Raw genomic sequence first — 21,494 nt, 5'->3', positions numbered from 1 at the left:
TCACGCTCGAGAATGATCGACTCCAGAACACGCTCCACGACCACGGCAGCGTCACCCGGATCGCCAGCACTCGATCCTGAGACGCCCGATAGGTTGTACGCCTCACCTCAGGATCGTTCCTACGCGATCATCTCCGTCACAGCTGACCCAATGAGCGGAAGTTGAAGATTCAACGCGGCCGAGTCGAGTACCATGCGCTACTCCCCCCCCCCCGTAAACGAGAGGCTATGCATTCGGGAATGCCCCTCCTGCCGATAGAGCTGAATCAAAACCAACCGAGTTAGGCATAGGCCGACAGCTCAATGCGCACCGACCTCTAATAACAGACATGCCGACGTCTCGATTAATCTAAAATGAAATAGGTACGCCGATTAGAGCTTCGTTGACGAAAAATGGCTCTTCGGCTTCCGGAGTGCGTAGGAGGTGTGAAGCACCTGGGGTAGGTCACCACAACATCTAGGGGCATGGCGTGAGCGATTGAAGGACCCTGCAGTGACAAGATGAAGGTGTCGAATCACCATCCAGTCACTCCAGGATCCATGCCCCAGACTACCGTCACCCCTGCCGCCGCCCCGAACATTGTCGCCGACACGATCTGCCGCACCGCAGACCTCGGCCTGAGTATCGACGACGCCGCCGACGCTGGCGATGTCACCCACCTGTACTGCCGCCCGTCGCGCATCGACACCACCTGTCCTGGCTGCGGGCACTCTTGCCGGGTCCGCGACCATGTCGAACCTCGCCTGACTGACCTGCCGATCGCCGGGCACCCCAGCCTGCTGCAGGTGCGCGTGCCCCGACTGATCTGCGGCAACGACGCCTGCCTGGTGGGGATCTTCCGCATGCGCCTGGCCCACACCGCTGGTGACAAGCAGTCGATGATCTGGCGGGTCACCCGCTGGATCCTGCAGCGCATGGCCACTGACGGGATGAGCGTGAGAGCCTGCACCAGAGCCCTGGGCATCGGCTGGAGGAAGGCCTGCAGCTTGGCGGTGTCGGCCTGCCGCGATCTGGCCTACGGCGATCCGGCCCGGATCGAACACGTCCGTGTCCTCGGTGTCGATGAGCACACGTGGAAGCACGTCCGCGGTGACGGTGCTCCGGGTTTCGTCACGGTGATTGTGGACCTGACCCCGACTGTGGACGGCACCGGACCAGCCCGGTTGTTGGACATGGTGCCCGGCCGTAGTGCTGATGCGTTCGGCGACTGGCTGGCCGCCCGACCGCAGCGCTTCCGGGACACGGTCAAGACCGTGACGATGGACGGCTACTCCGGCTACGCTAAAGCCGCCAGTCACCAGGTCGGGAAGGCCAGGCAGGTGATGGACCCGTTCCATGTGGTGCACCTGGCCGCCGGCAAGCTGGATCTGTGTCGTCAGCGGGTGCAGAACGAAACCCTGGGGCATCGGGGCCGTAAGGGCGATCCGTTGTACGGCATCCGCCGGGCGATGCTGACCCGCCGCAGCCTGGTCACCCCGACACGGGCGGAACGTCTCGACGGTGTGCTGACCGCAGAGGAGCACGTGGCAGTGCAGGTGACCTGGGACTTCTATCAGGAGGTCATCGCCGCTTATGACGAGCAGCGGCCGCGGGACGGCGAAAAGCGCCTGTTCAAGCTGATCAAGCGAATCAAGTCCGGGGTGCCCAAGGGACTGGCGGAGCTGGCGAGGTCGGGGCGGACGTTGTGGCGTAAGCGGGCGGCAATCCTGGCCTATTTCGATACCGGGGCATCGAACGGGCCGGTCGAAGCGATCAACGGGCGGTTGGAGCATCTGCGTGGGATCGCTCTGGGATTCAGGAACATGAACCACTACATCTCGCGGTCACTGATTCATTCAGGCGGGTTGCGGAACGTGATCGACGCACTCTAGAAGACGAAGAGCCCCTTATCTGACTCAGGCACCCCAACGAATCCTCTGCGGCTTACTGTTGTACGCAAGCCCACCCGACTTCCGGGAGGATTACGCAGCTATCCCAGTATTCGCAGGACCTAAGCACAAGAAAACGCTACCCGAGTACCCCCACCAGATGCGGGTCCAGTGGAGCGACTGGAGTGACCAGCGCAAGAAAATCTTCAAGGACCGCTACCAGGAATACCGGACAGCCCAGCACCAACAGCAGAACTCGACCGTGTACGTCTTCGGCTTCGCGCAACCCGAGCTCGCCAACGAAACAGACTTCGTCATTGACTCCCCTCACGGCTTCTGCATCGCCGTCAGCCAACACCTCTCACAAGGCAAGGGGAGGAGTTCAGAGAATTAGACTCAGCCGCACTGCAACCTGGGCATCAGACTTATCAGCGCCTGAAACAAGCCGCTCCGTCATGGTCATTGGTAGGCTTGGAGTCGTTTCAGCAGCGAGGGGACCGCTGAAGACGGTTGTAGGCCCTGTGAAAAACCGGGTTCGTGGAAGCGGACGCAGATGACGCAAGCGAAGCTGGCAGCCGATGTGGCGCGACGCCTCGGAGTCGTCACCCACCCCGCGGTGACGCAGCTCGCAGAGGCTGTCGCGCTGTTCGCGCCGCTGGGATGGGCGATGTGCGGTCGATGGAATCATCCTGGAACGGTCCGCGTCCTGCACCTTGCTGCGGAAGGCGCCGACCCCACAACGATTGATGAGGCGATCACCGACGTCTGGAACTCCGATAATCAAGTGCTTCTCCGCCATGCTGCGGCACCCATCCGACGATGGTCGAACTCTCACTACCCGTTCAAACAGGTGCTCTGGGATCGGGTAGCCCTCATCGAGAAAGCGATCGAGCATCATCTCGCCGGTGCGTATGAGGCATCCACCCCGATCATCCTGGCGCAGATCGACGGGATGAGTCGCGACCTGACCGGCCAGTCCTTTTTCTCTAAGGCCAACGCGGACTCCTACCTTGACGATGCCACTCTGTCAGGGATGGAGGAGAACCTGCCGGTCGTCCGCCGCGTCTTCTCCGAGGATGTAAAGAGGTCCGGCGCCTTCGGCCTCGTCTCCCGCCACGGCGTACTGCACGGTCGAGACCTTGGTTACGCGACGCGAGTGAACTCGACCAAGACGATCGTGCTCGTCGCGGCTCTGGCCGAGTATTTCCCGCGCATCGCGAATGACGCCGGCGCTCGGTTGCGCCGACTCCACGAAGAGTCCGTTGCCGGCTCGAAGGAACTCGATGAGATGGGTCGAATGGTCGATGACCGCCACATCCCCGAGCTGCACAACTTCGCCTGTGACTTCGACACTGCTTATCTCAACGCTGTATTGCTTCACCCCGGCCCGTTCAATGCACACGCCGTGCTCGCAGAGCTTGCCAGGAAGTACAGCTTCGATCCCGAAGCATTCACCGTCCGGCAAGATCGCGTCGGATGCTGGTGGCATTACACCGTCCCCGCAGGACAAACGCTCGGCTTCGCAGCACGGCCGACGACCAGCACCAAACGACGTCATCCTGACATATGGCGATGGGACGCCACCGGTTCACCTACTCAACCGCCGTGGACGAGCGAGGAAGGATGGCGCTCAGACGATGACTGCCCGCGATCGCCCAACTGGGAGCCCAATCTTGTCACCTGAGGAGGTGGCGGTCGCAAGACAGAAAAAGCACTGGCGGCAGTGCCGCACTGTTCTGAAAACCTCGGAGCCCCGGCGATGTCCGCCTGGACCTGGCTGATCAGCAATGAATGCGGGAGAATGAGACACATTCAGCCTCGGGGATGCATCATCCGAGGAGATCAACGACGCCGAAAGCCGGAAGAAGCCTACAGCGACGGCAGGACCGTGCCAGGGTCGCGGTAAACGCGAGCAAGCTCACCGGTGATATCTTGTCGCGCAGGATCTACGAACTGGCCAGAACGAAGGCGTCAGACAATGCGTCAAACCACACCCAGCGAACAGCGGAACTCAAGTAGCCCCTGCCACCGGGCGCAGCTCACCAACCGCATCCAGCAGAGCCGACGCTACGCGCCATGCAGGCCCCGCTCAATCTGCTCCGCCTTACGCTCCTCCCTTGCCCCCAGCAAGACAACAACCTCCCGAGTCACTACTGCCCCTTCGCTCTCCACTGCCGTCACTCCCACGTTCCTGACTCCATGCCCGGAGAAGGTTACCTCCTCTAGCGAAGTTAATGATGATCGTCCGCAGCCTCTAGCTCGTCACACAGGGTTCCTCATTGCAGGCACCTCCCCGGGAACTACACCTAGATGTAGGTACAGGTCATCCTGCGCAGAACTCGCCACACGATGCTCCCTGTTCCCTTTACCCCGAGTACGACGTATTATGTCTTGTTCATCACCAGCAGTGGGAGGCCCTGTGCCGGAGAACCACCCCACTGCCGTGACTGATACCCCCACGCTCATCGACTACAACGGCCTGGCCCACCGCGGCGAATCCCACGCCGATCGAGACACTCTTGCCGCTGCCCTCAACCAGCCGACCACTCCGGTGGACAGGACACTCGCCAACGAGCATGATGCAGTACTGTGTCGTGCACTGCCCGACCACCAGGATGACCCCGAAACAGGGATGGCGATCACCAATGCCCAACAATTCCCACCAACCCGTGTCCGGCCTCACCTCACCATCAGTCGGATATAACCGCCACGGATCCGAAACCGCGCAGCAGTCCCAACATGACGACAGCCAGGACACATACCCGCCGACGTCACAACCTGAGTCGACCGCCGTGACCGAGCAATCCGACCGCGACTTGCCGACGGATGCCGAGGAAGCTGTGTGCGCACGTACGATCGCCGCTGCGACCCTCGACGACATCGCTGAGACTCGTCGCGAACTGCTCGATAGACTCGCCCGGACCTGACCTACCTAGAAATAGGCCCGGACCAATTCCCAGGAACAGATCTACTACCTCTGAAACAACCATCGTCCTCCCCAGCGCATGTTTGCCAAGACGATCAGTAAGGCGTAGGGGCGCCCGCGCAGCTCGCCCCATGGGTCGCCGCAGTCTGGACCATTACGCCTGAGGCCGATGACCTACTCGAGAAGATTAATCCCGGAGCCCAAGGAGCCTTGGACCACAAGTCGAACCGCATCACGGCCTGGATTAGCATTCAATTAATACGCCATAATCAGAACGGTACCGAGCTCTCGGAGCGATAACCGGCTTACATCCACGGCGACCTTGTCGAGTTATATTTATATAGGCATGGTTGTTCCAGACACCAGCCACTGCCGAATCCAGTCCACAAATACCGCCCATTGACCACTCACGAGAAGAATTCCTACGATAACCAGCATCACCCCACCGGCGATCTGGATCGTTCGAGAGTGGCGCCGCAACCACCCGACACCCCTCAGTGCCGTGACCGACCCGAGGGCTACCAAAATAAACGGCACCCCCAACCCAAAACAGTAAGCGACAATGAGCACTACTCCACGCGCTGCAGTCATTCCCTCAGTACCTGCAGATACAGAGATTATGGCTGCAAGTGTCGGACCAAGGCACGGTGTCCATCCCAATGCGAAAACCGCCCCGAGCAGAGGAGCCCCAGCGACCGTTGACCACCGTCGGGGTGCAATTCGAGTGTCATTCTGCAGTGGTTGAATAAAGCCCATGAAAACCGCGCCCATCAGGATGGTTACCACACCACCGATGCGCATCAGGATTTCCTGATTCATCTGAATAGTTTGTATCACTCCGAAGACCGTTGCAGTCGCGAGACTGAACACCACGGTGAAACCTGCCACGAAGAGCAGTGCAGCACCACCGACCCGACCGCGGTGCTGCTTGACGAGTGCGCCGTCAGTCGTGTGCTCGGTTTTTGTTCCCACAATCCCCGCAAGATAGGATACATACCCCGGCACCAGTGGAATGACACACGGGGAAGCAAACGACACAAGCCCCGCTGCCGCAGCCGCAAGAAGGCCAAGTAGTATCGGCCCGCTAACAACAAGATCGGCTAACGTAGATCCTAGTTCAGACATGCTTGATCCTTTCTCTGCGACTATTCATTGAGCAGCGGCTCCACAGCGTTCCAGAGATCTTCGTCGGACACTTCACGAAGGAATATCTTCGCCGGACGATGTTGCTTGTCTAGTACGATCGTCGTCGGAATAACTGAGGCGGGAAAACCTCCCAGGGCCAAGGCAGACTTAAATGGCGGATCATAAATTGACGGGTACGTGAGAGCATTATCAGCGACAAAGTCTTGGGCTTTCTCCCGCACTGAGTCACGAACATTGATCCCTAACAGGGTTCCTCCACCATCAGCGACGAGGCGTTCTTGGACCCGCTCGAGGTCATCTGCTTCGCTGCGACATGGGCCACACCACTGCCCCCAGGCGTTGAGGACAACGACTTTACCCTCGAAGTCATCCAGGCCGATCATCTCGCCTGCGTCCATCAGCGATTCGCCACGCAGGTTCCCGACGGGCTGCCGATCAGCTTCGGCGTAGGTGATGTCGGTCTGACCTCCCGGAGACACAAACTGGAATGTATCGTCTGCACTACTTTGTCCACAGCCGGAGAGCCCAAGAGCCAAGACGACAGCAGTTAGTAACGGACCTATGGTTTTCCCCCATCCGTAAACGAACGAAGGGCTGTACCGAGTGGGCATCTCTGGGACTCCTGGTCAGGGTGTAGGACGATATGCAGGTGTATCGCATAGGGTGGAAGCAGGGTTGTGGCTGAGCCCGCCGGGGCGCTTAGCTCCGTCGGCGACCGGGTGTACACGTGGTTCGAAGTGTCACCACAGTGGTGTGCTTGTTTGACGCTGACTGGGTCATTATGTGGAGGGTTGGCTTACCCGTCGGCCATCGAACGCTGAGAGGCCCTCACAGATGCCGGCCGTCGGGTGGCCCGCACCCCGTTGAGGATCACGACAATCTCCGCGACCTCATGAACCAGAACCACCCCCGCCAGACCAAGGACGCCGAACAGAGCCAGCGGGAACAGAAGGACGATGATCGCCAACGCCAGGACGATATTGGCCGTCATGATCCTCCGACCACGCCTGGCATGCGCCAGCGCTCCCGGGATCAGACGGAGATCGTGACCTGTGAAGGCGATATCGGCGGACTCGATCGCCGCCGCCGACCCCTTGGCACCCATGGCGATACCCACCGTCGCGTTCGCCAACGCCGGCGCGTCGTTGATCCCGTCGCCGATCATCGCCGTCGGACGTTCCGCGGCAAGAGCCGTCACAGCGTCAGCCTTGTCCTTCGGCAGCTGGTCCGCATGCACGTCGGTGATCCCCGCCAGATCCGCCACTGCACCCGCGGTACGTTCATTGTCGCCGGTGAGCATCACCGTACGAAGACCCTGTGCATGCAGCTGCCGGATCGTCTCGGCGGATTCGGTCCGGAGCTCGTCGCGGATGCCGATCACCCCGACAATTCGGCCATCGGCCTCGACGACCACCACCGTCATTCCGTTGTCGGCCATCGACCCGGCCTCGACCTCGAGCCCCCGGGGGTACAGCCAGCGGGTGTTGCCGACCCGGACAGTCCTCTCCCCCAGACGACCACTGATACCGTGACCGGCGTTTTCCACGACGTCCCGGGCCGAGAGCACGTGATGGGGATGCGCTGCGGCAGCGGTGGTGATCGCCGCGGCGAGCGGGTGCACGCTGTCCGTCTCCAGGGCGGCTGCGAAGGCAATGACCTCGTCCCCCTCCCATCCAGCGGCGGTCCGGACGTCAACGACCCGAGGCTCATTACGGGTCAGCGTGCCGGTCTTGTCCAGGGCCACCGTCCTGATCGTCCCGAACTGCTCGAACGCCTCACCAGACTTGATGACCACGCCGAACTTCGAGGCCGAACCGATCGCACTGATCACGGTCACCGGTACCGCGATAGCCAAGGCACATGGTGAGGCGGCGACGAGAACCACCAGCGCCCGCTCAATCCAGGTGGCGGGATCACCGAGCATGCTCCCGATCAGCGCGACCAGTGCGGAGGCGATCAACACCGTCGGCACCAGGGGGCGTGCGATGGTGTCGGCCAACCGGGCACGTTCGCCCTTCCTGGCATGGGCCTGCTCGACGAGACTGACGATCTGGGTCAAGGAATTATCGACCCCGTCCGCTGTCGCCTCGATACGCAGCGTGGCAGCGCCGTTGACCGCCCCAGCAGGGACCTCGTCACCTGGTTCGACGGCGACAGGAATGGATTCGCCGGTCACCGCGGAGGTGTCAATACTCGAGCTACCCTCCACCACCACGCCGTCAGTGGCGATGCGTTCGCCGGCGCCCACGATCAGGACGTCGGATCTGCGGACCTCGGCGGCGGCGACAGTGACTGTCCGTGTGCCGCGGGCGACACGCACCGTATCGGGGATCAGGGCCAGCAGTGCCCGCAGTTTCTCCTGGGCACGGCCCATCGCCCGGTCCTCGAGTGCTTCTGCCAGGGAGAACAGGAAAGCCAGTGCAGCGGCCTCCCCGACATGCCCCAGCACCACCGCACCGACCGCGGCAATGGTCATCAGCAGCCCCACCCCCAGACGGCCCCGTGACAGTTGGCGCAGGGCTCCGGGAACGAAGGTGTAGGCACCGGCGAGGAGAGCGATCCACTGCAGTACCTCAGCGGCGATTGGGGCATCTGACCAGAACAGAAGGTAACCGGCAACCAGGGCCACGCCACTGATCGCCGACGGGAGCAGTTCGGTGTCCCGCCACCAGGGCGGTGTCACCTCCTGGTCGACGTCCGGGTCAGCCTCGTCGGGACCACAGCAGGCGTCACCACCGCTGTAGCGCACAGGCGTTCGGCCCGGTGTAGCGGTGTCCTGCCCGTCGCAACACGGGCCGTGACTGGTGGAGGGTGTCTCGGCCAGGGTGCTCAACTGCAGGCGGTGTCGATCAGAATCTCCTGTACCAGGCCGACTGGACTTGTTAGCTGGTGTATGTGGTTCCTCTGGTCCGCAGCAGAACTCGCTCATGCCAGATCCTTCCGGCCCGATCCCCCATCGAAGTGGGCAAGAGACTCGTTGGCATCGTCCGAGCAGTCCGCGCAGCACCCCGGCACCTCACAGTGCTCGTCGGTGCAGGCTTCTCCGCCCTCGTCGACAGCCAGAACAACATTGACCAGAGCCTGCAGTGCCTGACTCAGATGCGGGTCCGCGATCTCGTAGCGGGTGCGGCGTCCCTCCGGGGTGGCGACCACCAAGCCACACCCACGCAGACACGCCAGGTGGTTGGACACATTGGTACGCGACAAGTCCAGATAACGGGACAGTTGCGCGGGGTAACCGGGCGCCTCTAACAGGCTCAGAAGTATCCGGGAGCGGTTCGGGTCAGCCATCGCCCGACCCAGCCGGTTCATGACGTCAATTCGTGAAGCAATGGTCAGCATGCAGTGACCATACATTGGTTAGTGACTATTCGGCAAGGTCGATCTCACCTGTCAACGGCAGGCGACAGGGCAGCGACCGCGACCGACCATGAGGTCGACTACGGGCACGCAGTCGAACGCGCCCACCCATAGTAGGCTGCCCAAGCATGACCAACACCGCCGGTGAGTCCAGCCCCCGAACCCGTCGTCGAATCCCCGCTTCCACCAGGGCGCCCGTCGTTCTCTGGCTGCTGGCAGCCGGTGTTGCCGGGATTACCGGTGCCGCGATTGGAGTGTCTTTTCTCGGCCAGTCTCTGGCAGCGTTGGGCATACCCGACCCGGGGCCGGCCACCTCGTGGGGTCTACCACTGGTTCGCTCTGCCGGCACTTTCTTCGCCTGCCTGGGCATCGGAAGTTTCCTTGTCAGCGCGTTCGGCCTCCCCGCACGCGCTGACGGCTTCCTCGATTTTGACGGATACCGTGCCGCCCGAACCGGTAGCCTCTCCATGCTGGCCTGGGCGATCTGCTGCTTACTGCTCATTCCGCTGTACCTTTCGGACGTCTCCGCAACCCCACTGAGCCAGACTCTCCATCCGTCGATGTGGATCACCGCAGTCAGCCAGGTTTCTACCGCCACCGCGATGCTCCAGGTCGCCGTCATCGCTGGGGTAACCGCTCTTATTTCGCTACCTGCCCGTCGTTGGGCCTGGCAGCCGGCATTTTTTCTTCTGTCCATCACCTCCCTGATCCCGGTGGCTGTGGAAGGCCACTCAGCCTCAGGTGGAAACCACGACATCGGCGTGAACTCACTGTTGTGGCACATCATCCTCGCCGCACTGTGGATCGGAGGGCTCGCGGCACTGATCGCACATGCCGCGCGCAAAGGGCCCCACCTTGCTCGACTGGTCCGCCGGTACTCCACCCTGGCACTGATCTGCATCACCGGCATCGCTGCCTCCGGGGTCGTTAACGCCGCCGTACGCCTGGATTTCACCGAATGGTTCACCACCGACTACGGACGCATCGTCGCAGTGAAAGCGGCCCTGACCATCATCCTGGCTGTGATCGGGCTCCGTCACCGCCAATCAACTCTTCCCGCCCTTGAAAGCTCCCCGACGCCTCAGCCCACCGGTTCACCAAAACGACGTCATCCATTTGTCCGTCTGGCGGTCGTCGAGCTTGTGGTCATGGCCGCCACAGTGGGCGTCGCAGTCTCTCTGTCGCGAATTCCCCCGCCAGTGGAGTACAACGCCGACATCACCCAGGCAGAGATGGTGCTGGGCTTTGCGGTCACCGCCGCCTTCAACCTCTCCGAGGTCGTGACCAATTGGAGGTTCGATCTTGTTTTCGGTGTCGTCGCCCTGATGCTGCAGCTAGGTTACCTGTGGGCATGGCAGAACATTCGTCGCCGTGGACTGACGTGGCCGGCCCACCGGGTGCTCTGGTGGACCCTGGGAAACCTCGTGCTTATCGTGGCCACGTGCTCGGGACTCGGACGCTATGCTATGGCGCTGTTCACCCCCCACATGATTCAGCACATTCTGCTCAGCATCGTCATACCACTGCTCTGGGTCGCTGCCGCCCCGATAACACTGTTGCGCACCACCCTGCCCTCAACGACACCTGCTGGCGGCGTCAGCGATACACCACGCCCAGGCTCCTCAGGGCTGCCCGATGCCTCGCAGTGGTTGACCTGGTTGAGTGACAATCCCGTCACCCGTTGCCTCACCCACCCGATTGTCGCTGTTATCCAGTTTACCGGTGTCTTCTTCGGCATCTATTTCACCGGGCTTTTCGATGTCCTGACCGCCGAACATGCCGGCCATGTCGGACTGGTGGCAATGTTCCTTTTGTCCGGTGTACTGTTCTTCTGGGGCTTCATTAGTAAGAACAGTCCACCTCGGCGACTCAGCTCGAAGTCCCGGTGCTGCATTGGACTCGCAACAACCGTGATCCACATTGTCGCCAGTACTGCATTGATGCAGATCGACCCCCCTATCGCCGCCGAGTACTACCTATCCCTGCAGCTGCCGTTCCCGGTGGACCTGGCGGAACAGCAATACACAGCTTCTCTGGTGTCCAGCTGGATCGGTGGTGGCAGCCTCGCACTAGTCAGTGCGGCATGCATCATCGCTGCTCTGCGCCAACGATCAGCCACAGAACCCCGACGAGCGCACGACACCCTGTCGGTGGGCACCCCCCGGAAGAACTAGTCAGGATTCACTGGTCAGTCAGTGACTGCTGTACTGTCGTTTCTTGCGCACACAGTTCGGGAGTCTTGTGTCCTGTCCTTGACCGTCCACCAACGAAGAGTTGATGTCACGTTGAACAAGAACGTCACCCTGTCCGCCATCCTGATCGTCCTGGCCATCGTCGTCGTCGGGGGGCTGTTGTACTTCTCGGGTCGAGACGATGACGCCCCTGAGACCACCGACGCCACCGCCGTCAATTCGGGCCAGCTGGTACGCGACGACAGCGCGGTATTGTCCAGCGGCGACGAGGCGGTGTTCGTCGAGTTCCTCGACTTCGAGTGCGAAGCCTGCATCGCCCTGTTTCCGGTTATCGAACAGCTCCGTGCCGAGTACGGTGATCGGGTGAGTTTCGTGGTGCGCCAGATGCCGCTGCACGGCAACTCTCTCAACGCCGCCAAAGCTGCCGAAGCAGCTGGTGAGCAGGGAAAGTTTGAGGAAATGTACACCCGGCTGTTCGAGACCCCGGAAGAATGGGGCCACAAGGAAGAATCGCAGGAGGACGTCTTCGCTGGCTACGCCGAGGATATGGGCCTGGACATGCAGCGCTACCGCGAGGATCTGGCGGACCCGGCGATCGCCGAACGCATCGATCAGAGCCTGCAGGACGGCAAGGACGTTGGTGTCGAGGGGACCCCGACGTTCTTCCTCGACGGTGAGCGCCTGGAACCGGAAACGGTCGATGATCTGAAGAGAAGTTTCGATGACGCTCTCGCCGACTGAGCAGGCCACACCGCCCCGACCAACCTCGCAGATCTCGCCGACGTCCTCACCAAGAGTGCTCCGGCCACTGGGAATCCTGCTTCTGGTTTGCGGACTCACCGGGCTCGTTGCTGCTTCTGCCCTACTGGTCGAGAAGATCAGCGTCCTTGAGGACCCCGAACACATTCCCAGCTGCAACGTCAGCCCTGTGCTGTCCTGTGGCTCGGTCATGAACACCGCCCAGGCCGAAGCCTTTGGTATCCCCAACCCGATCATCGGTATCGCCGGTTTCGCTGTCTTGGCGATGACCGGAACCGTTCTTGTCGCCGGATTCACAATGCCGCGCTGGTTCCGGGTGTCCCTGCAACTCGGGGTCACTTTCGCGGTGATTTTCGTGCACTGGTTGATCGCTCAGAGTCTCTACAGTATCGGCGCGTTGTGCCCCTACTGCATGGTCGTCTGGGCAGTGACGATCCCGGCATTCTGGTACACCACCGTTGCCTTACTCCAGTCAGTCAGGCACACCGGACCACCGTGGGTTCACCGAGCAGTCATACTGGTCACTGACTACCGCGGCACCCTGCTGACTGTCTGGCTCCTGGTCATCGTCGCCCTGGTGACACACCGGTTCTGGGACTACTGGAGCAGCCTGCTATGACTACTCGCGCACCCTGCAGAGCACACCGCCTCGGCACCGACATCCTCATCGTCATTTCACCGCCTGTACCTGTCCGAAAGGATCCCGCTTAATGCCCCGTTCACTATCCACCCCACGGCTGTCTCCCACAAAAACACCGACACCACGCTCGTGGCGAGGAACCCGGAGAGTCATGACGGTCGCTCTCAGTGCCCTAGCGATCACCGCACTCGGATTGAGTACAGTTTCATGCACCACGGACGACCCCGAAACCAGCGTATCCGCCGGGCCATCCACCCCCGCTTCTACCGATAACAGTTCGGTCACAGCCGAGGACGCCGGACTTGAGCTCAGGAATGGGTATGTGGGGGCAAAAGCACCCGACCAGGACATGACAGCGGTGTTTGGTGAACTGGTCAACACCACCGACGAGGACATCCACCTCACCGAAGCCGCTGGAAATATCCAGGGACTGTTCCAGTACCACGAGGTGACAGGTGGAATCATGAAGCAGACCGACGACGGCCTCACCGTGCCGGCGCAGGGGTCCTTGGCGCTGGCCCCTGGTGAACACCACATCATGATCCTGCAGAACCATGACGACATTGCCGCCGGTGATGCTGTCACCCTGACGCTGACCGCCGAGGACGGCACCACCTACGAGCTGACTGATCTGCCGGTACGTGTGCAACAGTCCAGCCACGAAGACTACGCACCAGACAGCAGCGACAGTGGCGACAGTGGCGACAGTGGCGACGACGAGCATGCCGGGCACTGACCCGCACACCGTGGCACGGGGACTGACCCGCCGCGGTTTCCTCGGCGGACTCGGCACTCTCGGCGTCCTCGGCACTGCCGCGGTGACGACATCCTGCTCCGACGGGCAGGACGCCGCCGCAGAACCGGAGACGGCCACAGTCCCCTTCGACGGTGACCATCAAGCCGGCATCGCCACCCCACCCCAGGCACACAACACCACCGTCGCATTCTCACTGCGTGACGGTGCCGACCGCAGGGCCGTCCAACGCCTGCTTCGCATCTGGACCGGGGATGCCCGACGCCTCTGCGCCGGCACGCCCGTGCTGGCCGACCTGGAACCGGAACTCGCCTCCAACCCCGGCAACCTCACCGTCACCTGCGGTTTCGGCCTGGGACTCTACGCCGCCGCCGGGATCTCCGACAAAGCCCCCTCCTGGCTGAAGCCGCTGCCGCACTTCACCGGCGACCGGCTCGACGACACCTGGGGCGACCGCGACATCGTCCTGCAGATCTGCGGCGACGACCGCACCACGGTCTCCCACGCGCTGCGCGTCCTCGTCCGCGGCGGCGCCGACTACGCCCGACCGTCCTGGAGCCAGACCGGATTCCTGGACGTGCAGGACGGCACCCCGCGCAACCTCTTCGGTTTCAAGGACGGCACCGTCAACCCTCACTCGGAGAAGGAGTTCGACGCCCAGGTCTGGAACGACGACGGCGGGACCTGCATGATCGTCCGTCGCGTCGCCTTCGACATGCCCGAATGGGAGTCCGTGGACCGCAGCACCCGGGAAGTCGCGATGGGACGCACCATCGTCGAGGGAGCACCACTGAGCGGCGGCGACGAGTTCACCGCCGTCGACGTGAACAAGATCGGCGACGACGGCCTCCCCCTCATCGACGCGCACTCCCACGTGGCCGTGGCGACCTCACGCAACGGTGACGCTGAACGTATGCTGCGTCGTGCCTACAACTACGATCTTCCCGTCACCGCCGGACCAGCCGGCCTGCAGGACGCTGACCTGATCGATCTCTCCGACACCGGCTTGATCTTCACCTGTTTCCAACGTGACCCGGGTACCTCCTTCATCCCCGTGCAGCGACGTCTCGCCGAGGGCGACCGGTTGAATGAGTGGATCACCCACGTCGGCTCCGCCGTATTCCACGTCCCGGGCGGGACGTCCGAGGACAGCTACTGGGGTGAGGACCTGCTGGGGTAAGAAGTCTAAACACCCTGGTCAAGTGCAGACAGGGTGCCCCTGTAGCACAGCACGCGGTGATTCCGCTCCCCCAACTTCCCATAATCGCCGAACGGCGATATAATCGCCACATGTCGATTAGTGAACACACGGAGAATCCAGGCGGTTCCGGGAACTTCGATGCCGTGACATACGCGCACCTTTTCCAGGCCCTGTCAGACCCCAGTCGCCTTGCGATCGTTGACCACCTTGCCACCGGCGAACACAGAGTCGGCGATCTTGCCGACCACATGGGACTGGCCCAGTCAACCGTGAGCAAGCACATTAAGTTCCTGCAGAAGTGTCATCTTCTGAGTATGCGCCCTGATGGCCGGGCGACCTGGTATTACCTGTCCGAACCGGCACTGCTGCGCATCCTCCTCGCCGCCGCCGACAAGATGCTCGACTCGACAGGAGGTCGGCAACAACCCTGTTCCCACCTCGTTCACACCAGACCCCAAGACACCACCCCACCGTCAACAGAGAATGGAAAATCATGAGTTCAGGCCACGCACACAATCACCAACACTCCCCCGCCGGCGCAGGCAGCCCTCGGGACCATCGCACGAAGCTGTGGATCGCCTTCACGATCACTTCGGTAATCGTCATCGCTCAGGCCGTAGGGTCTGTAGTGACCGGTAGCCTAGCACTGTTGACGGACACTGCTCACGCCCTGGCAGACGCCTCTGGCCTACTGGTAGCCCTGATTGCAGCAACGCTAATGCTACGGCCTGCCACAAGCACACGCACCTGGGGCTACCGTCGCATCGAAGTCATCGCAGCACTGGGACAAGCTATCCTACTCTTAATCGTAGGTGCCTACGCAGCAATTGAAGGGGTTCGACGACTTTTCGAACCTCCGGAAGTACCAGCTACTGAACTGCTGATATTCGGCATCATTGGGCTTTCGGCGAATATCGTCGCCATCGTGATTCTGTCATCAAGCAGAGGCGCAAACTTCAACATGCGAGCAGCATTCCTGGAAGTACTCAACGATGCACTCGGGTCACTGGGGGTAATTGTGGCCGCGGTGGTCATCGCGACCACCGACTTCACTCGTGCTGACGCCATTGCCGGCTTACTAATTGCAGCGCTGATCGTTCCGCGTGCATTCATTCTGATGCGCGAGACGATGAGTGTACTGATGGAGTTCACTCCCAAGGGACTAGACCTCGATAAAGTGCGCGACCAGATCCTAGGGGTCGAGGGGGTAATAGAAGTCCACGACCTCCACTCCTCCACTGTGGCTACCGGCCTACTCACCCTGAGTGCTCACATTGTCATCGAAGATGAACTCCTAGGAAACGAAAGCGTCGAAAGGATACTTACTGACGCAAAGTCAGCCATTACCGAACATTCAGGTATTGCGATAGATCATATTGTATTGCAGATCGAGTCGGAGAATATCTCGAAAGAAGAACGAATGTAAGTTAGTGAAAGTTACCTTACCTTTGTTCCCGCTTCGAGAACAGGCTCGCCCTACGAAACGTCGACTCACACCACCGGATAGCCAGAATATACCCCGCGGGGGTATCGTCTCGGACTGCATATCGATATCCGCAGCTGTCACCCACGCCGCCTCACGAAAAGGAGCCTTCCGCCCATGGCGACAACGAGAACACCAACCAGCTGGGTGATCCCCTTGCTGGTGATCGCCACAGCCCAACTGATGCTCGTGCTCGACGACTCCATCGTGAACATCGCCCTGCCCAGCATCCAGAACGAACTGCACGTCGATGCCGTCCACCTGCCCTGGATCGTCAACGCCTACATCCTCGCCTTCGGCGCACTGCTCCTACTCGGCGGACGCATCGGCGACCTGTGGGGACGCCAACGCACCCTGCAGCTCGGAATCACCGTCTTCGTCATCGCCTCCCTGCTCGGCGGGTTGGGTCAGAACACCGAAATGCTCATCGCCGCCCGCGCCGTCCAGGGACTCGGTGCCGCAATGACCGCACCCAACGCCCTGGCCCTGATCACCACCACCTTCGACGACCGCAAGAAACAGGACACCGCCCTGTCGCTCTACGGCGCGATGTCCGGGCTGGGCATCGTACTCGGACTGGTCCTCGGCGGCGTGCTCACCGACATGTTGAACTGGCGGTGGGTGTTTTTCATCAACGTGCCCATCGGCCTGCTGGTCCTGCTGGGTAGCCGCCACCTGATCACCGCCGACCGCCACACCGGCCGCCTCGGCGGGATCGGTGCCGCCCTGGGCACCGGCGGTCTACTGGCACTGGTCTACGCGATCACCCGCTTCGGCGAGGAAGGTTTCAGCGACCCGGTGGCCTACATCCTCGTGGCCGCTGCCGTGGTCCTGCTGATCCTGTTCATCCTCAGCCAGCGTGCCAGCACCCAACCGTTGCTCCCGCTGTCACTGTTCGGCGACACCAACCGCACCGGGGCGTACCTGACGATGCTGTGCCTGGCGATCGGACCGATGGGTACCTTCTACGTCATCACCTTGTACCTGCAACAGGTCCGAGAGTTCAGCCCCCTGCGCACCGGAATCTCCTGGCTCCCCTTCGCCTTGGGTATCGTCGTCGGTGCGGCAATAGCACCACAACTGCTGCAGAAAATCGGCCCACGCTATATCGCCGGGACCGCTGCCCTGGTCTCCGCCGGCGGGGCACTGTGGTTCTCGTTCATCAGCACCGACACCGGCTACTGGACCGGCATGGCCCCGGCGATGTTCCTCGTCGCCCTCGGCTTCGGCATCGGCTCGATCACCCTGACCCAGGCAGCGGTCTACCGGGTCGACCCGGACAAATCCGGTATCGCCTCGGCCCTGTTGAACACGTCCCAACAAATCGGTGTAGCCCTCGGACTAGCTCTCCTGGCCGCCGTGGCAGCCACCGTCACTGCCGGACAGCCAACCCCAGCAAGCCATGAGGCCCTGGTCGACGGGTACAGCACGGCCCTGCTCACCGGCACCGGCGTCCTGCTGCTCGCCGCCGTACTGGCAGTCACAACGCTAAGCCGTGAACCCCAGTCCGACAGCACCGTCACTGCAGCAACCGCACCGTAGAACAACCCGTCACCCTCATTCTCCACTCGATCCCTCCAAGGAGGCCTTGATGACCACCACCACATTCACCGTCACCAGCACCTGCCCTGGACCTGGGACTCCACAGGATTGGTTTCGTCGTCAGTTGTTCCCCTGAAGGCTCAGCATCCGTAGCCCACGGTGCGGCCAGAATCTCTGTGCGGATAATTCCTGCTTTAGGTTCTATACCCTAGGGGGGGTAAAGAGATCGGCGCAGCGTCTCTGGATTAAGGTGAATACATGATGGTTCTCTCTGTATTGCTCGTCGTGTTCGGTATCGGCCTTCTTGCTGTCGGGATCTTGGCGACCATGGTCAAGCTTCCCGGCAACAACTGGATAAGACTGCGGCTTCAGGAAACGAGGAAGACGCGAGAAATGTGGAACACCGGCCATCGCATCGCCGGTCCGCCCTGGGTTGGTGCGGGAATAGCCCTGGTTGCTGCTGGCGCGGTGAGCCTGCGAGGTGGATGGCTGTGGGCGATCGCCGGACTGCTGATTGTCGGTGCACTATTCCTGATCGGCCTGGGCGCTGCGCTGGCTGCCCAGGCGCTGGCAAAGATCGATCACGCCAAGGCGCAGGATGTCGAAGCAGCGCGTCAATCTGGGAGCTGTTCGGTGAGCGGCGTTGTTGTCGACACGGGTCACTCTCTAGGGCGTGTCTCCTAAATAGTCGACTCGGTGCGTGACAGCCTGGAATGTATGAACGAAACACGCCTCCATCAGTTCACCGACGCCCAGTGGTCACGCATCGAAGAACTCCTGCCCTCCTCCGACGGTCGGCGGGGCCGACCGTTTTCCAACAACCGACGGGTCGTTGAAGGCATCATCTACCGTTACCGGGCCGGCATCGCCTGGCGGGACCTGCCCGACTACTTCGGCCCCTGGCAGACAGTATGGAAACGCCAACGCCGCTATGCCGCCGACGGCACCTGGGACGCCGTACTGGCAAAGATCCTGGCTGACGCGGATGCTGCCGGAGACATCGACTGGACCATATCCGTCGACGCGACAATCAACCGTGCCCACCAGCATGCGACGAACACAACCCGTCCGGAGCAGCACACAGGGGGCACGGGCGAATTACACGAAGCAGGGTTTTCTTCCGACTGAACCTGCAGGTCATGGTATAGGCCGGTCACGGGGCGGACTGTCTACGAAGAGCCACGTCGGGGTCGACGGTGTCGGCCGGCCGCTGTCGGTGGTGGTCACCGGCGGGCAGCGCAACGACGGTGCAGTACTGCGCGAGATCATCGACGACATCCGGGTGCCCCGGGTCGGCGGTGGTCGGCCACGCACCACCCCGGATGCGGTGTTGGCTGACCGGGCCTATCCATCGCGGGGAACGCGGGAGTACCTGCGCAGCCGGGGAATCAAGACTGTCATCCCCGACAAGGTCGACCACGTCCGGGCCCGCAAGAGGAAAGGTTCGGCCGGTGGCAGGCCACCGGGGTTCGACGCTGAGGCGTACAAGGGCCGCAATGTTGTCGAGCGGGCGTTCAACAAGGTCAAGCAGTGGCGCGGGTTGGCGACCCGTTACGACAAGTTGGCGGTGGTGTACCGGGCGGCGGCGGTGTTGTCCACGATCGTCGCCTGGCTCGCACCTTTAGGAGACACGGCCTAGCGGACAACCTGCGCGACTCTGGGACAGTCGAGCATCACTAAACACTGTCCAGACGTATACAAAACACCACCAGCTGGAACCGTGCGGGGAAGCGCACTGTGCCATGATGGCGTGCCACGTCGATATGACCGGTCTCCATCGGGGTGCGCAGCAACTCCAGTGTCCCGGCGGCGACCTCAGGGGCCTCGTCGATGAAGAGCACACCGTTGTGTGCGATGCTCACGGCTCCGGGACGGATCCTGCCGCTGCCGCCACCTGTCAACGCCGCTCGTGTGACCGAGTGGTGTGGCGCGACGAACGGCCGTTGACCACACGAGACCTGCTCCAACCTGTCCCTGGCACCGGCGACCGAGTGCACCGCCGCCGTTTCGAGCTGTTCGTCCTCCCGGAGAGGCGGGAGAATACCCGGCAGTCGTTCTGCCAGCATCGATTTACCAATCCCCCTTTTGAGGTACCCCTCCTGCACGGGGTGCTCCCACGAGCACATAGATGAACTCCACCGATTCTGGCCTGCAGAACGCCTACGCCACTAAGTCAATTCGAGCACTGCAACTTCCCTCAAGGCATCAAGTGCAGCATCAAACCTCCCCGGCACATACCTGCTAGTTCCGCGCCCCTCCTTCCTCGGCTTAGTAATAGACGCGCCAATATACACAGAATCATCTCGCAATAGCTGTTGAACTTTCCGTGCACCATCTTTCACTAGATCATTAGATAGAGACATGTACATTATCTCCCATTCATTATGCATATCGATTCGGAGCTTTGCGTTCGAGAGTTTAAATCTAAGCTCGTCAGCGCCGAAATTATGCTGATGAATGATCGATTTCGCTTCGGATTTAGAAGACTTCCCCCGAAAAAGTCCGAGACTCATAGTCAGGCTTCTCAAGCGAGACCGAAACCACCTCGCGGACTTCGAAACAGCGCGATACGCGGCCTGTTCTCGTCGCATAGATTCCAACCGATCCCTAACAGCTTGGGTATAGGTCAGGGGAATCGCCTCGTACAACGAGTCCATTCTGAGAACATGAACCCTCTCCATAAATGTCCTGACGGCGTTTAATTGCTCGCTTCTTGCAGCTTCCAACTGTTCACGCTGTAGACGCTTAAGCTCTTTCCCATTTGTCAGAAGTTGTCCGCCGAGTCCCGCCAGAAGCGTTGAAACTGCTGTAATTGTAGCTACCCATACGGTGTCGTTCATGCGATCATTATATACTAGGGCCCTGATCCCGTTTTATTCTGCCGCCGTAGGTTCGCGTGAGTAGTCGGTTCACCCGCTTCCACCACGATTCGTAGTAACCCGATCCATCACCCTGCTCAAAGGTTGACTCGTACAACCACGCACGCGCTATCTCCACCACTTGATCGGTCACCTCTGTGAAGTTCGACAGCTTGCTATCCACCTCGGCGGCGGTATCCATTGCCGCGGCATATGACGCGCTCGCTCCGATTTCCGCCCTGATCTGCTTGTAAAGCTTGTCGAACTCATCGACCTCGGCGATCACACTGTCTAAGGCGAAACGCACTCCCCTGTCAGGCGCGCTGTATTTTGCGACTGCAACCCCGGCACGTACCTGCTCGAAGAAACCCTCGTGCGACGACAGCGCCACGGAGGGTTCGTGATGGTCGCCCGAGCGTTCGACTCTGTCGAAGATGTCTACAAGGGGTCGCAGGTGACGGTGCCCCTCGTAGGCATCTACGGCGAAGTCGCGGGCTTTCTCGAACTGATCGACCCTGATCGCGTTCATTCGCTCATGTTTTGCGCGACGAGATTGGAACCTCTCGGCGATCACAGCCCCGATCCCCGCGCCAAACAGACCGCTCGCTGCCGGAATAACCACGTCCATACTCATGCCGTGATCTTATGGTGCCCGGCGTACCCGCAGACCTGCAGCCCCACATACGACGACACCCCGGCGAGAACAGACCTAGTGTCCTCGCCGGGGGCGTCGCTGTCGATACCGGTACGTTTTCTCGACACCAC

24 protein-coding genes are annotated in these 21,494 nt (G+C 61.3%); 16 read left to right on the top strand and 8 right to left on the bottom strand.

The window, feature by feature from the left end; translation table 11 throughout:
* The first annotated feature begins 539 nt into the window (after positions 1-539).
* The 5 genes from FS507_RS00185 to FS507_RS18380 all read left to right on the top strand — a co-directional run bounded on the left by FS507_RS00185 (position 540) and on the right by FS507_RS18380 (position 4,795).
* A complete protein-coding gene (locus tag FS507_RS00185) occupies positions 540-1,871 on the top strand; it encodes an ISL3 family transposase (protein WP_145940855.1) in 1,332 nt (443 codons plus the stop codon).
* 157 nt (positions 1,872-2,028) lie between these two features.
* A complete protein-coding gene (locus FS507_RS00180; protein WP_145940854.1) occupies positions 2,029-2,262 on the top strand; it encodes a hypothetical protein in 234 nt (77 codons plus the stop codon).
* Positions 2,263-2,421: 159 nt separating this feature from the next.
* On the top strand, positions 2,422-3,552 hold the full coding sequence (locus FS507_RS00175; protein ID WP_145940853.1) for a hypothetical protein: 1,131 nt from the start codon (positions 2,422-2,424) through the stop codon (positions 3,550-3,552).
* Positions 3,553-4,311: 759 nt separating this feature from the next.
* On the top strand, positions 4,312-4,572 hold the full coding sequence (locus FS507_RS00170; RefSeq protein ID WP_145940852.1) for a hypothetical protein: 261 nt from the start codon (positions 4,312-4,314) through the stop codon (positions 4,570-4,572).
* A gap of 88 nt (positions 4,573-4,660) precedes the next feature.
* Entirely contained in the window at positions 4,661-4,795 is a 135-nt protein-coding gene (locus FS507_RS18380; RefSeq protein ID WP_260853065.1) for a hypothetical protein, read from the top strand.
* A 335-nt stretch (positions 4,796-5,130) separates the two neighbouring features.
* Here the strand turns inward: FS507_RS18380 and FS507_RS00165 are convergent, their stop codons facing one another.
* From FS507_RS00165 to cmtR, 4 genes are all read right to left on the bottom strand, one after another.
* Positions 5,131-5,919: a cytochrome c biogenesis CcdA family protein gene (locus FS507_RS00165; protein ID WP_145940851.1), complete on the bottom strand. Its 789-nt coding sequence runs from the start codon at positions 5,917-5,919 to the stop codon at positions 5,131-5,133.
* Positions 5,920-5,939: 20 nt separating this feature from the next.
* Positions 5,940-6,551, bottom strand: coding sequence for a redoxin domain-containing protein (locus FS507_RS00160; RefSeq protein ID WP_145940850.1), 612 nt, complete (start codon positions 6,549-6,551; stop codon positions 5,940-5,942).
* Positions 6,552-6,736: 185 nt separating this feature from the next.
* Positions 6,737-8,689: a heavy metal translocating P-type ATPase gene (locus FS507_RS00155; RefSeq protein WP_440130327.1), complete on the bottom strand. Its 1,953-nt coding sequence runs from the start codon at positions 8,687-8,689 to the stop codon at positions 6,737-6,739.
* Positions 8,690-8,865: 176 nt separating this feature from the next.
* Entirely contained in the window at positions 8,866-9,282 is a 417-nt protein-coding gene (gene cmtR / locus FS507_RS00150; RefSeq protein WP_145940848.1) for a Cd(II)/Pb(II)-sensing metalloregulatory transcriptional regulator CmtR, read from the bottom strand.
* Positions 9,283-9,428: 146 nt separating this feature from the next.
* Here cmtR and FS507_RS00145 point away from each other — a divergent pair, with 146 nt between their 5' ends.
* The 11 genes from FS507_RS00145 to FS507_RS19745 all read left to right on the top strand — a co-directional run bounded on the left by FS507_RS00145 (position 9,429) and on the right by FS507_RS19745 (position 19,510).
* On the top strand, positions 9,429-11,474 hold the full coding sequence (locus tag FS507_RS00145; RefSeq protein ID WP_145940847.1) for a cytochrome c oxidase assembly protein: 2,046 nt from the start codon (positions 9,429-9,431) through the stop codon (positions 11,472-11,474).
* 111 nt (positions 11,475-11,585) lie between these two features.
* Complete coding sequence (locus FS507_RS00140) at positions 11,586-12,233, top strand: DsbA family protein (protein ID WP_145940846.1); 648 nt, start codon at positions 11,586-11,588, stop codon at positions 12,231-12,233.
* On the top strand, positions 12,214-12,870 hold the full coding sequence (locus FS507_RS00135; RefSeq protein WP_145940845.1) for a vitamin K epoxide reductase family protein: 657 nt from the start codon (positions 12,214-12,216) through the stop codon (positions 12,868-12,870). The genes FS507_RS00140 and FS507_RS00135 overlap by 20 nt, the downstream gene beginning before the upstream one ends.
* Before the next feature lie 91 nt (positions 12,871-12,961).
* Positions 12,962-13,627 carry a copper chaperone PCu(A)C gene (locus tag FS507_RS00130; RefSeq protein WP_313958059.1) on the top strand — a complete coding sequence of 222 codons (666 nt, stop codon included), beginning with the start codon at positions 12,962-12,964 and terminating at the stop codon, positions 13,625-13,627.
* Positions 13,614-14,825: a Dyp-type peroxidase gene (locus FS507_RS00125; RefSeq protein ID WP_145941124.1), complete on the top strand. Its 1,212-nt coding sequence runs from the start codon at positions 13,614-13,616 to the stop codon at positions 14,823-14,825. The genes FS507_RS00130 and FS507_RS00125 overlap by 14 nt, the downstream gene beginning before the upstream one ends.
* A gap of 110 nt (positions 14,826-14,935) precedes the next feature.
* Positions 14,936-15,343: an ArsR/SmtB family transcription factor gene (locus FS507_RS00120; protein ID WP_145940843.1), complete on the top strand. Its 408-nt coding sequence runs from the start codon at positions 14,936-14,938 to the stop codon at positions 15,341-15,343.
* Positions 15,340-16,272: a cation diffusion facilitator family transporter gene (locus FS507_RS00115; protein WP_145940842.1), complete on the top strand. Its 933-nt coding sequence runs from the start codon at positions 15,340-15,342 to the stop codon at positions 16,270-16,272. Before FS507_RS00120 ends, FS507_RS00115 begins: the two co-directional genes overlap by 4 nt.
* Before the next feature lie 174 nt (positions 16,273-16,446).
* Complete coding sequence (locus tag FS507_RS00110) at positions 16,447-17,871, top strand: MFS transporter (protein ID WP_145940841.1); 1,425 nt, start codon at positions 16,447-16,449, stop codon at positions 17,869-17,871.
* Positions 17,872-18,129: 258 nt separating this feature from the next.
* A complete protein-coding gene (locus FS507_RS00105) occupies positions 18,130-18,555 on the top strand; it encodes an SdpI family protein (RefSeq protein WP_145940840.1) in 426 nt (141 codons plus the stop codon).
* 33 nt (positions 18,556-18,588) lie between these two features.
* On the top strand, positions 18,589-18,999 hold the full coding sequence (locus FS507_RS19800) for an IS5 family transposase (protein ID WP_440130324.1): 411 nt from the start codon (positions 18,589-18,591) through the stop codon (positions 18,997-18,999).
* The gene (locus tag FS507_RS19745) at positions 18,920-19,510 is read left to right on the top strand and encodes an IS5 family transposase (RefSeq protein ID WP_440130323.1); all 591 of its coding nucleotides are present in this window, start codon (positions 18,920-18,922) and stop codon (positions 19,508-19,510) included. The genes FS507_RS19800 and FS507_RS19745 overlap by 80 nt, the downstream gene beginning before the upstream one ends.
* 37 nt (positions 19,511-19,547) lie before the next feature.
* On the opposite strand, the gene FS507_RS00095 is transcribed toward FS507_RS19745, so the two are convergent.
* From FS507_RS00095 to FS507_RS18375, 4 genes are read right to left on the bottom strand one after another with little or no spacing between them, the layout of a single operon-like run.
* Positions 19,548-19,997: an ATP-binding protein gene (locus tag FS507_RS00095; RefSeq protein WP_145940839.1), complete on the bottom strand. Its 450-nt coding sequence runs from the start codon at positions 19,995-19,997 to the stop codon at positions 19,548-19,550.
* A gap of 42 nt (positions 19,998-20,039) precedes the next feature.
* Positions 20,040-20,711 (bottom strand): hypothetical protein, encoded by a 672-nt coding sequence (locus FS507_RS00090; protein ID WP_145940838.1) that lies wholly within the window; start codon positions 20,709-20,711, stop codon positions 20,040-20,042.
* Positions 20,712-20,718: 7 nt separating this feature from the next.
* Entirely contained in the window at positions 20,719-21,363 is a 645-nt protein-coding gene (locus FS507_RS00085) for a hypothetical protein (RefSeq protein WP_145940837.1), read from the bottom strand.
* Complete coding sequence (locus FS507_RS18375; RefSeq protein ID WP_260853064.1) at positions 21,360-21,491, bottom strand: hypothetical protein; 132 nt, start codon at positions 21,489-21,491, stop codon at positions 21,360-21,362. Before FS507_RS18375 ends, FS507_RS00085 begins: the two co-directional genes overlap by 4 nt.
* Positions 21,492-21,494: the final 3 nt, after the last annotated feature.

Origin of the sequence: Corynebacterium glyciniphilum AJ 3170, assembly GCF_007673095.1 — a bacterium.
Classification (GTDB): Bacteria; Actinomycetota; Actinomycetes; order Mycobacteriales; family Mycobacteriaceae; genus Corynebacterium.
The sequence above is the reverse complement of the archived record's forward strand: the minus strand, read 5'-3'. Positions and strand labels throughout refer to the sequence as shown.

Bases quoted from the DNA above. Each gene is read 5' to 3' on its own strand.
- FS507_RS00115 (WP_145940842.1), top strand. From the start codon at position 15,340: ATGAGTTCAGGCCACGCACACAATCACCAACACTCCCCCGCCGGCGCA.
- FS507_RS00125 (WP_145941124.1), top strand. From the start codon at position 13,614: ATGCCGGGCACTGACCCGCACACCGTGGCACGGGGACTGACCCGCCGC.
- FS507_RS00095 (WP_145940839.1), bottom strand. From the start codon at position 19,997: ATGTGCTCGTGGGAGCACCCCGTGCAGGAGGGGTACCTCAAAAGGGGG.
- FS507_RS00160 (WP_145940850.1), bottom strand. From the start codon at position 6,551: ATGCCCACTCGGTACAGCCCTTCGTTCGTTTACGGATGGGGGAAAACC.
- FS507_RS00180 (WP_145940854.1), top strand. From the start codon at position 2,029: ATGCGGGTCCAGTGGAGCGACTGGAGTGACCAGCGCAAGAAAATCTTC.
- cmtR (WP_145940848.1), bottom strand. From the start codon at position 9,282: ATGCTGACCATTGCTTCACGAATTGACGTCATGAACCGGCTGGGTCGG.
- FS507_RS00185 (WP_145940855.1), top strand. From the start codon at position 540: ATGCCCCAGACTACCGTCACCCCTGCCGCCGCCCCGAACATTGTCGCC.
- FS507_RS00175 (WP_145940853.1), top strand. From the start codon at position 2,422: ATGACGCAAGCGAAGCTGGCAGCCGATGTGGCGCGACGCCTCGGAGTC.
- FS507_RS00090 (WP_145940838.1), bottom strand. From the start codon at position 20,711: ATGAACGACACCGTATGGGTAGCTACAATTACAGCAGTTTCAACGCTT.
- FS507_RS19745 (WP_440130323.1), top strand. From the start codon at position 18,920: ATGCGACGAACACAACCCGTCCGGAGCAGCACACAGGGGGCACGGGCG.
- FS507_RS00135 (WP_145940845.1), top strand. From the start codon at position 12,214: ATGACGCTCTCGCCGACTGAGCAGGCCACACCGCCCCGACCAACCTCG.
- FS507_RS00130 (WP_313958059.1), top strand. From the start codon at position 12,962: ATGCCCCGTTCACTATCCACCCCACGGCTGTCTCCCACAAAAACACCG.
- FS507_RS00165 (WP_145940851.1), bottom strand. From the start codon at position 5,919: ATGTCTGAACTAGGATCTACGTTAGCCGATCTTGTTGTTAGCGGGCCG.
- FS507_RS19800 (WP_440130324.1), top strand. From the start codon at position 18,589: ATGAACGAAACACGCCTCCATCAGTTCACCGACGCCCAGTGGTCACGC.
- FS507_RS00110 (WP_145940841.1), top strand. From the start codon at position 16,447: ATGGCGACAACGAGAACACCAACCAGCTGGGTGATCCCCTTGCTGGTG.
- FS507_RS00105 (WP_145940840.1), top strand. From the start codon at position 18,130: ATGATGGTTCTCTCTGTATTGCTCGTCGTGTTCGGTATCGGCCTTCTT.
- FS507_RS00145 (WP_145940847.1), top strand. From the start codon at position 9,429: ATGACCAACACCGCCGGTGAGTCCAGCCCCCGAACCCGTCGTCGAATC.
- FS507_RS00085 (WP_145940837.1), bottom strand. From the start codon at position 21,363: ATGAGTATGGACGTGGTTATTCCGGCAGCGAGCGGTCTGTTTGGCGCG.
- FS507_RS00120 (WP_145940843.1), top strand. From the start codon at position 14,936: ATGTCGATTAGTGAACACACGGAGAATCCAGGCGGTTCCGGGAACTTC.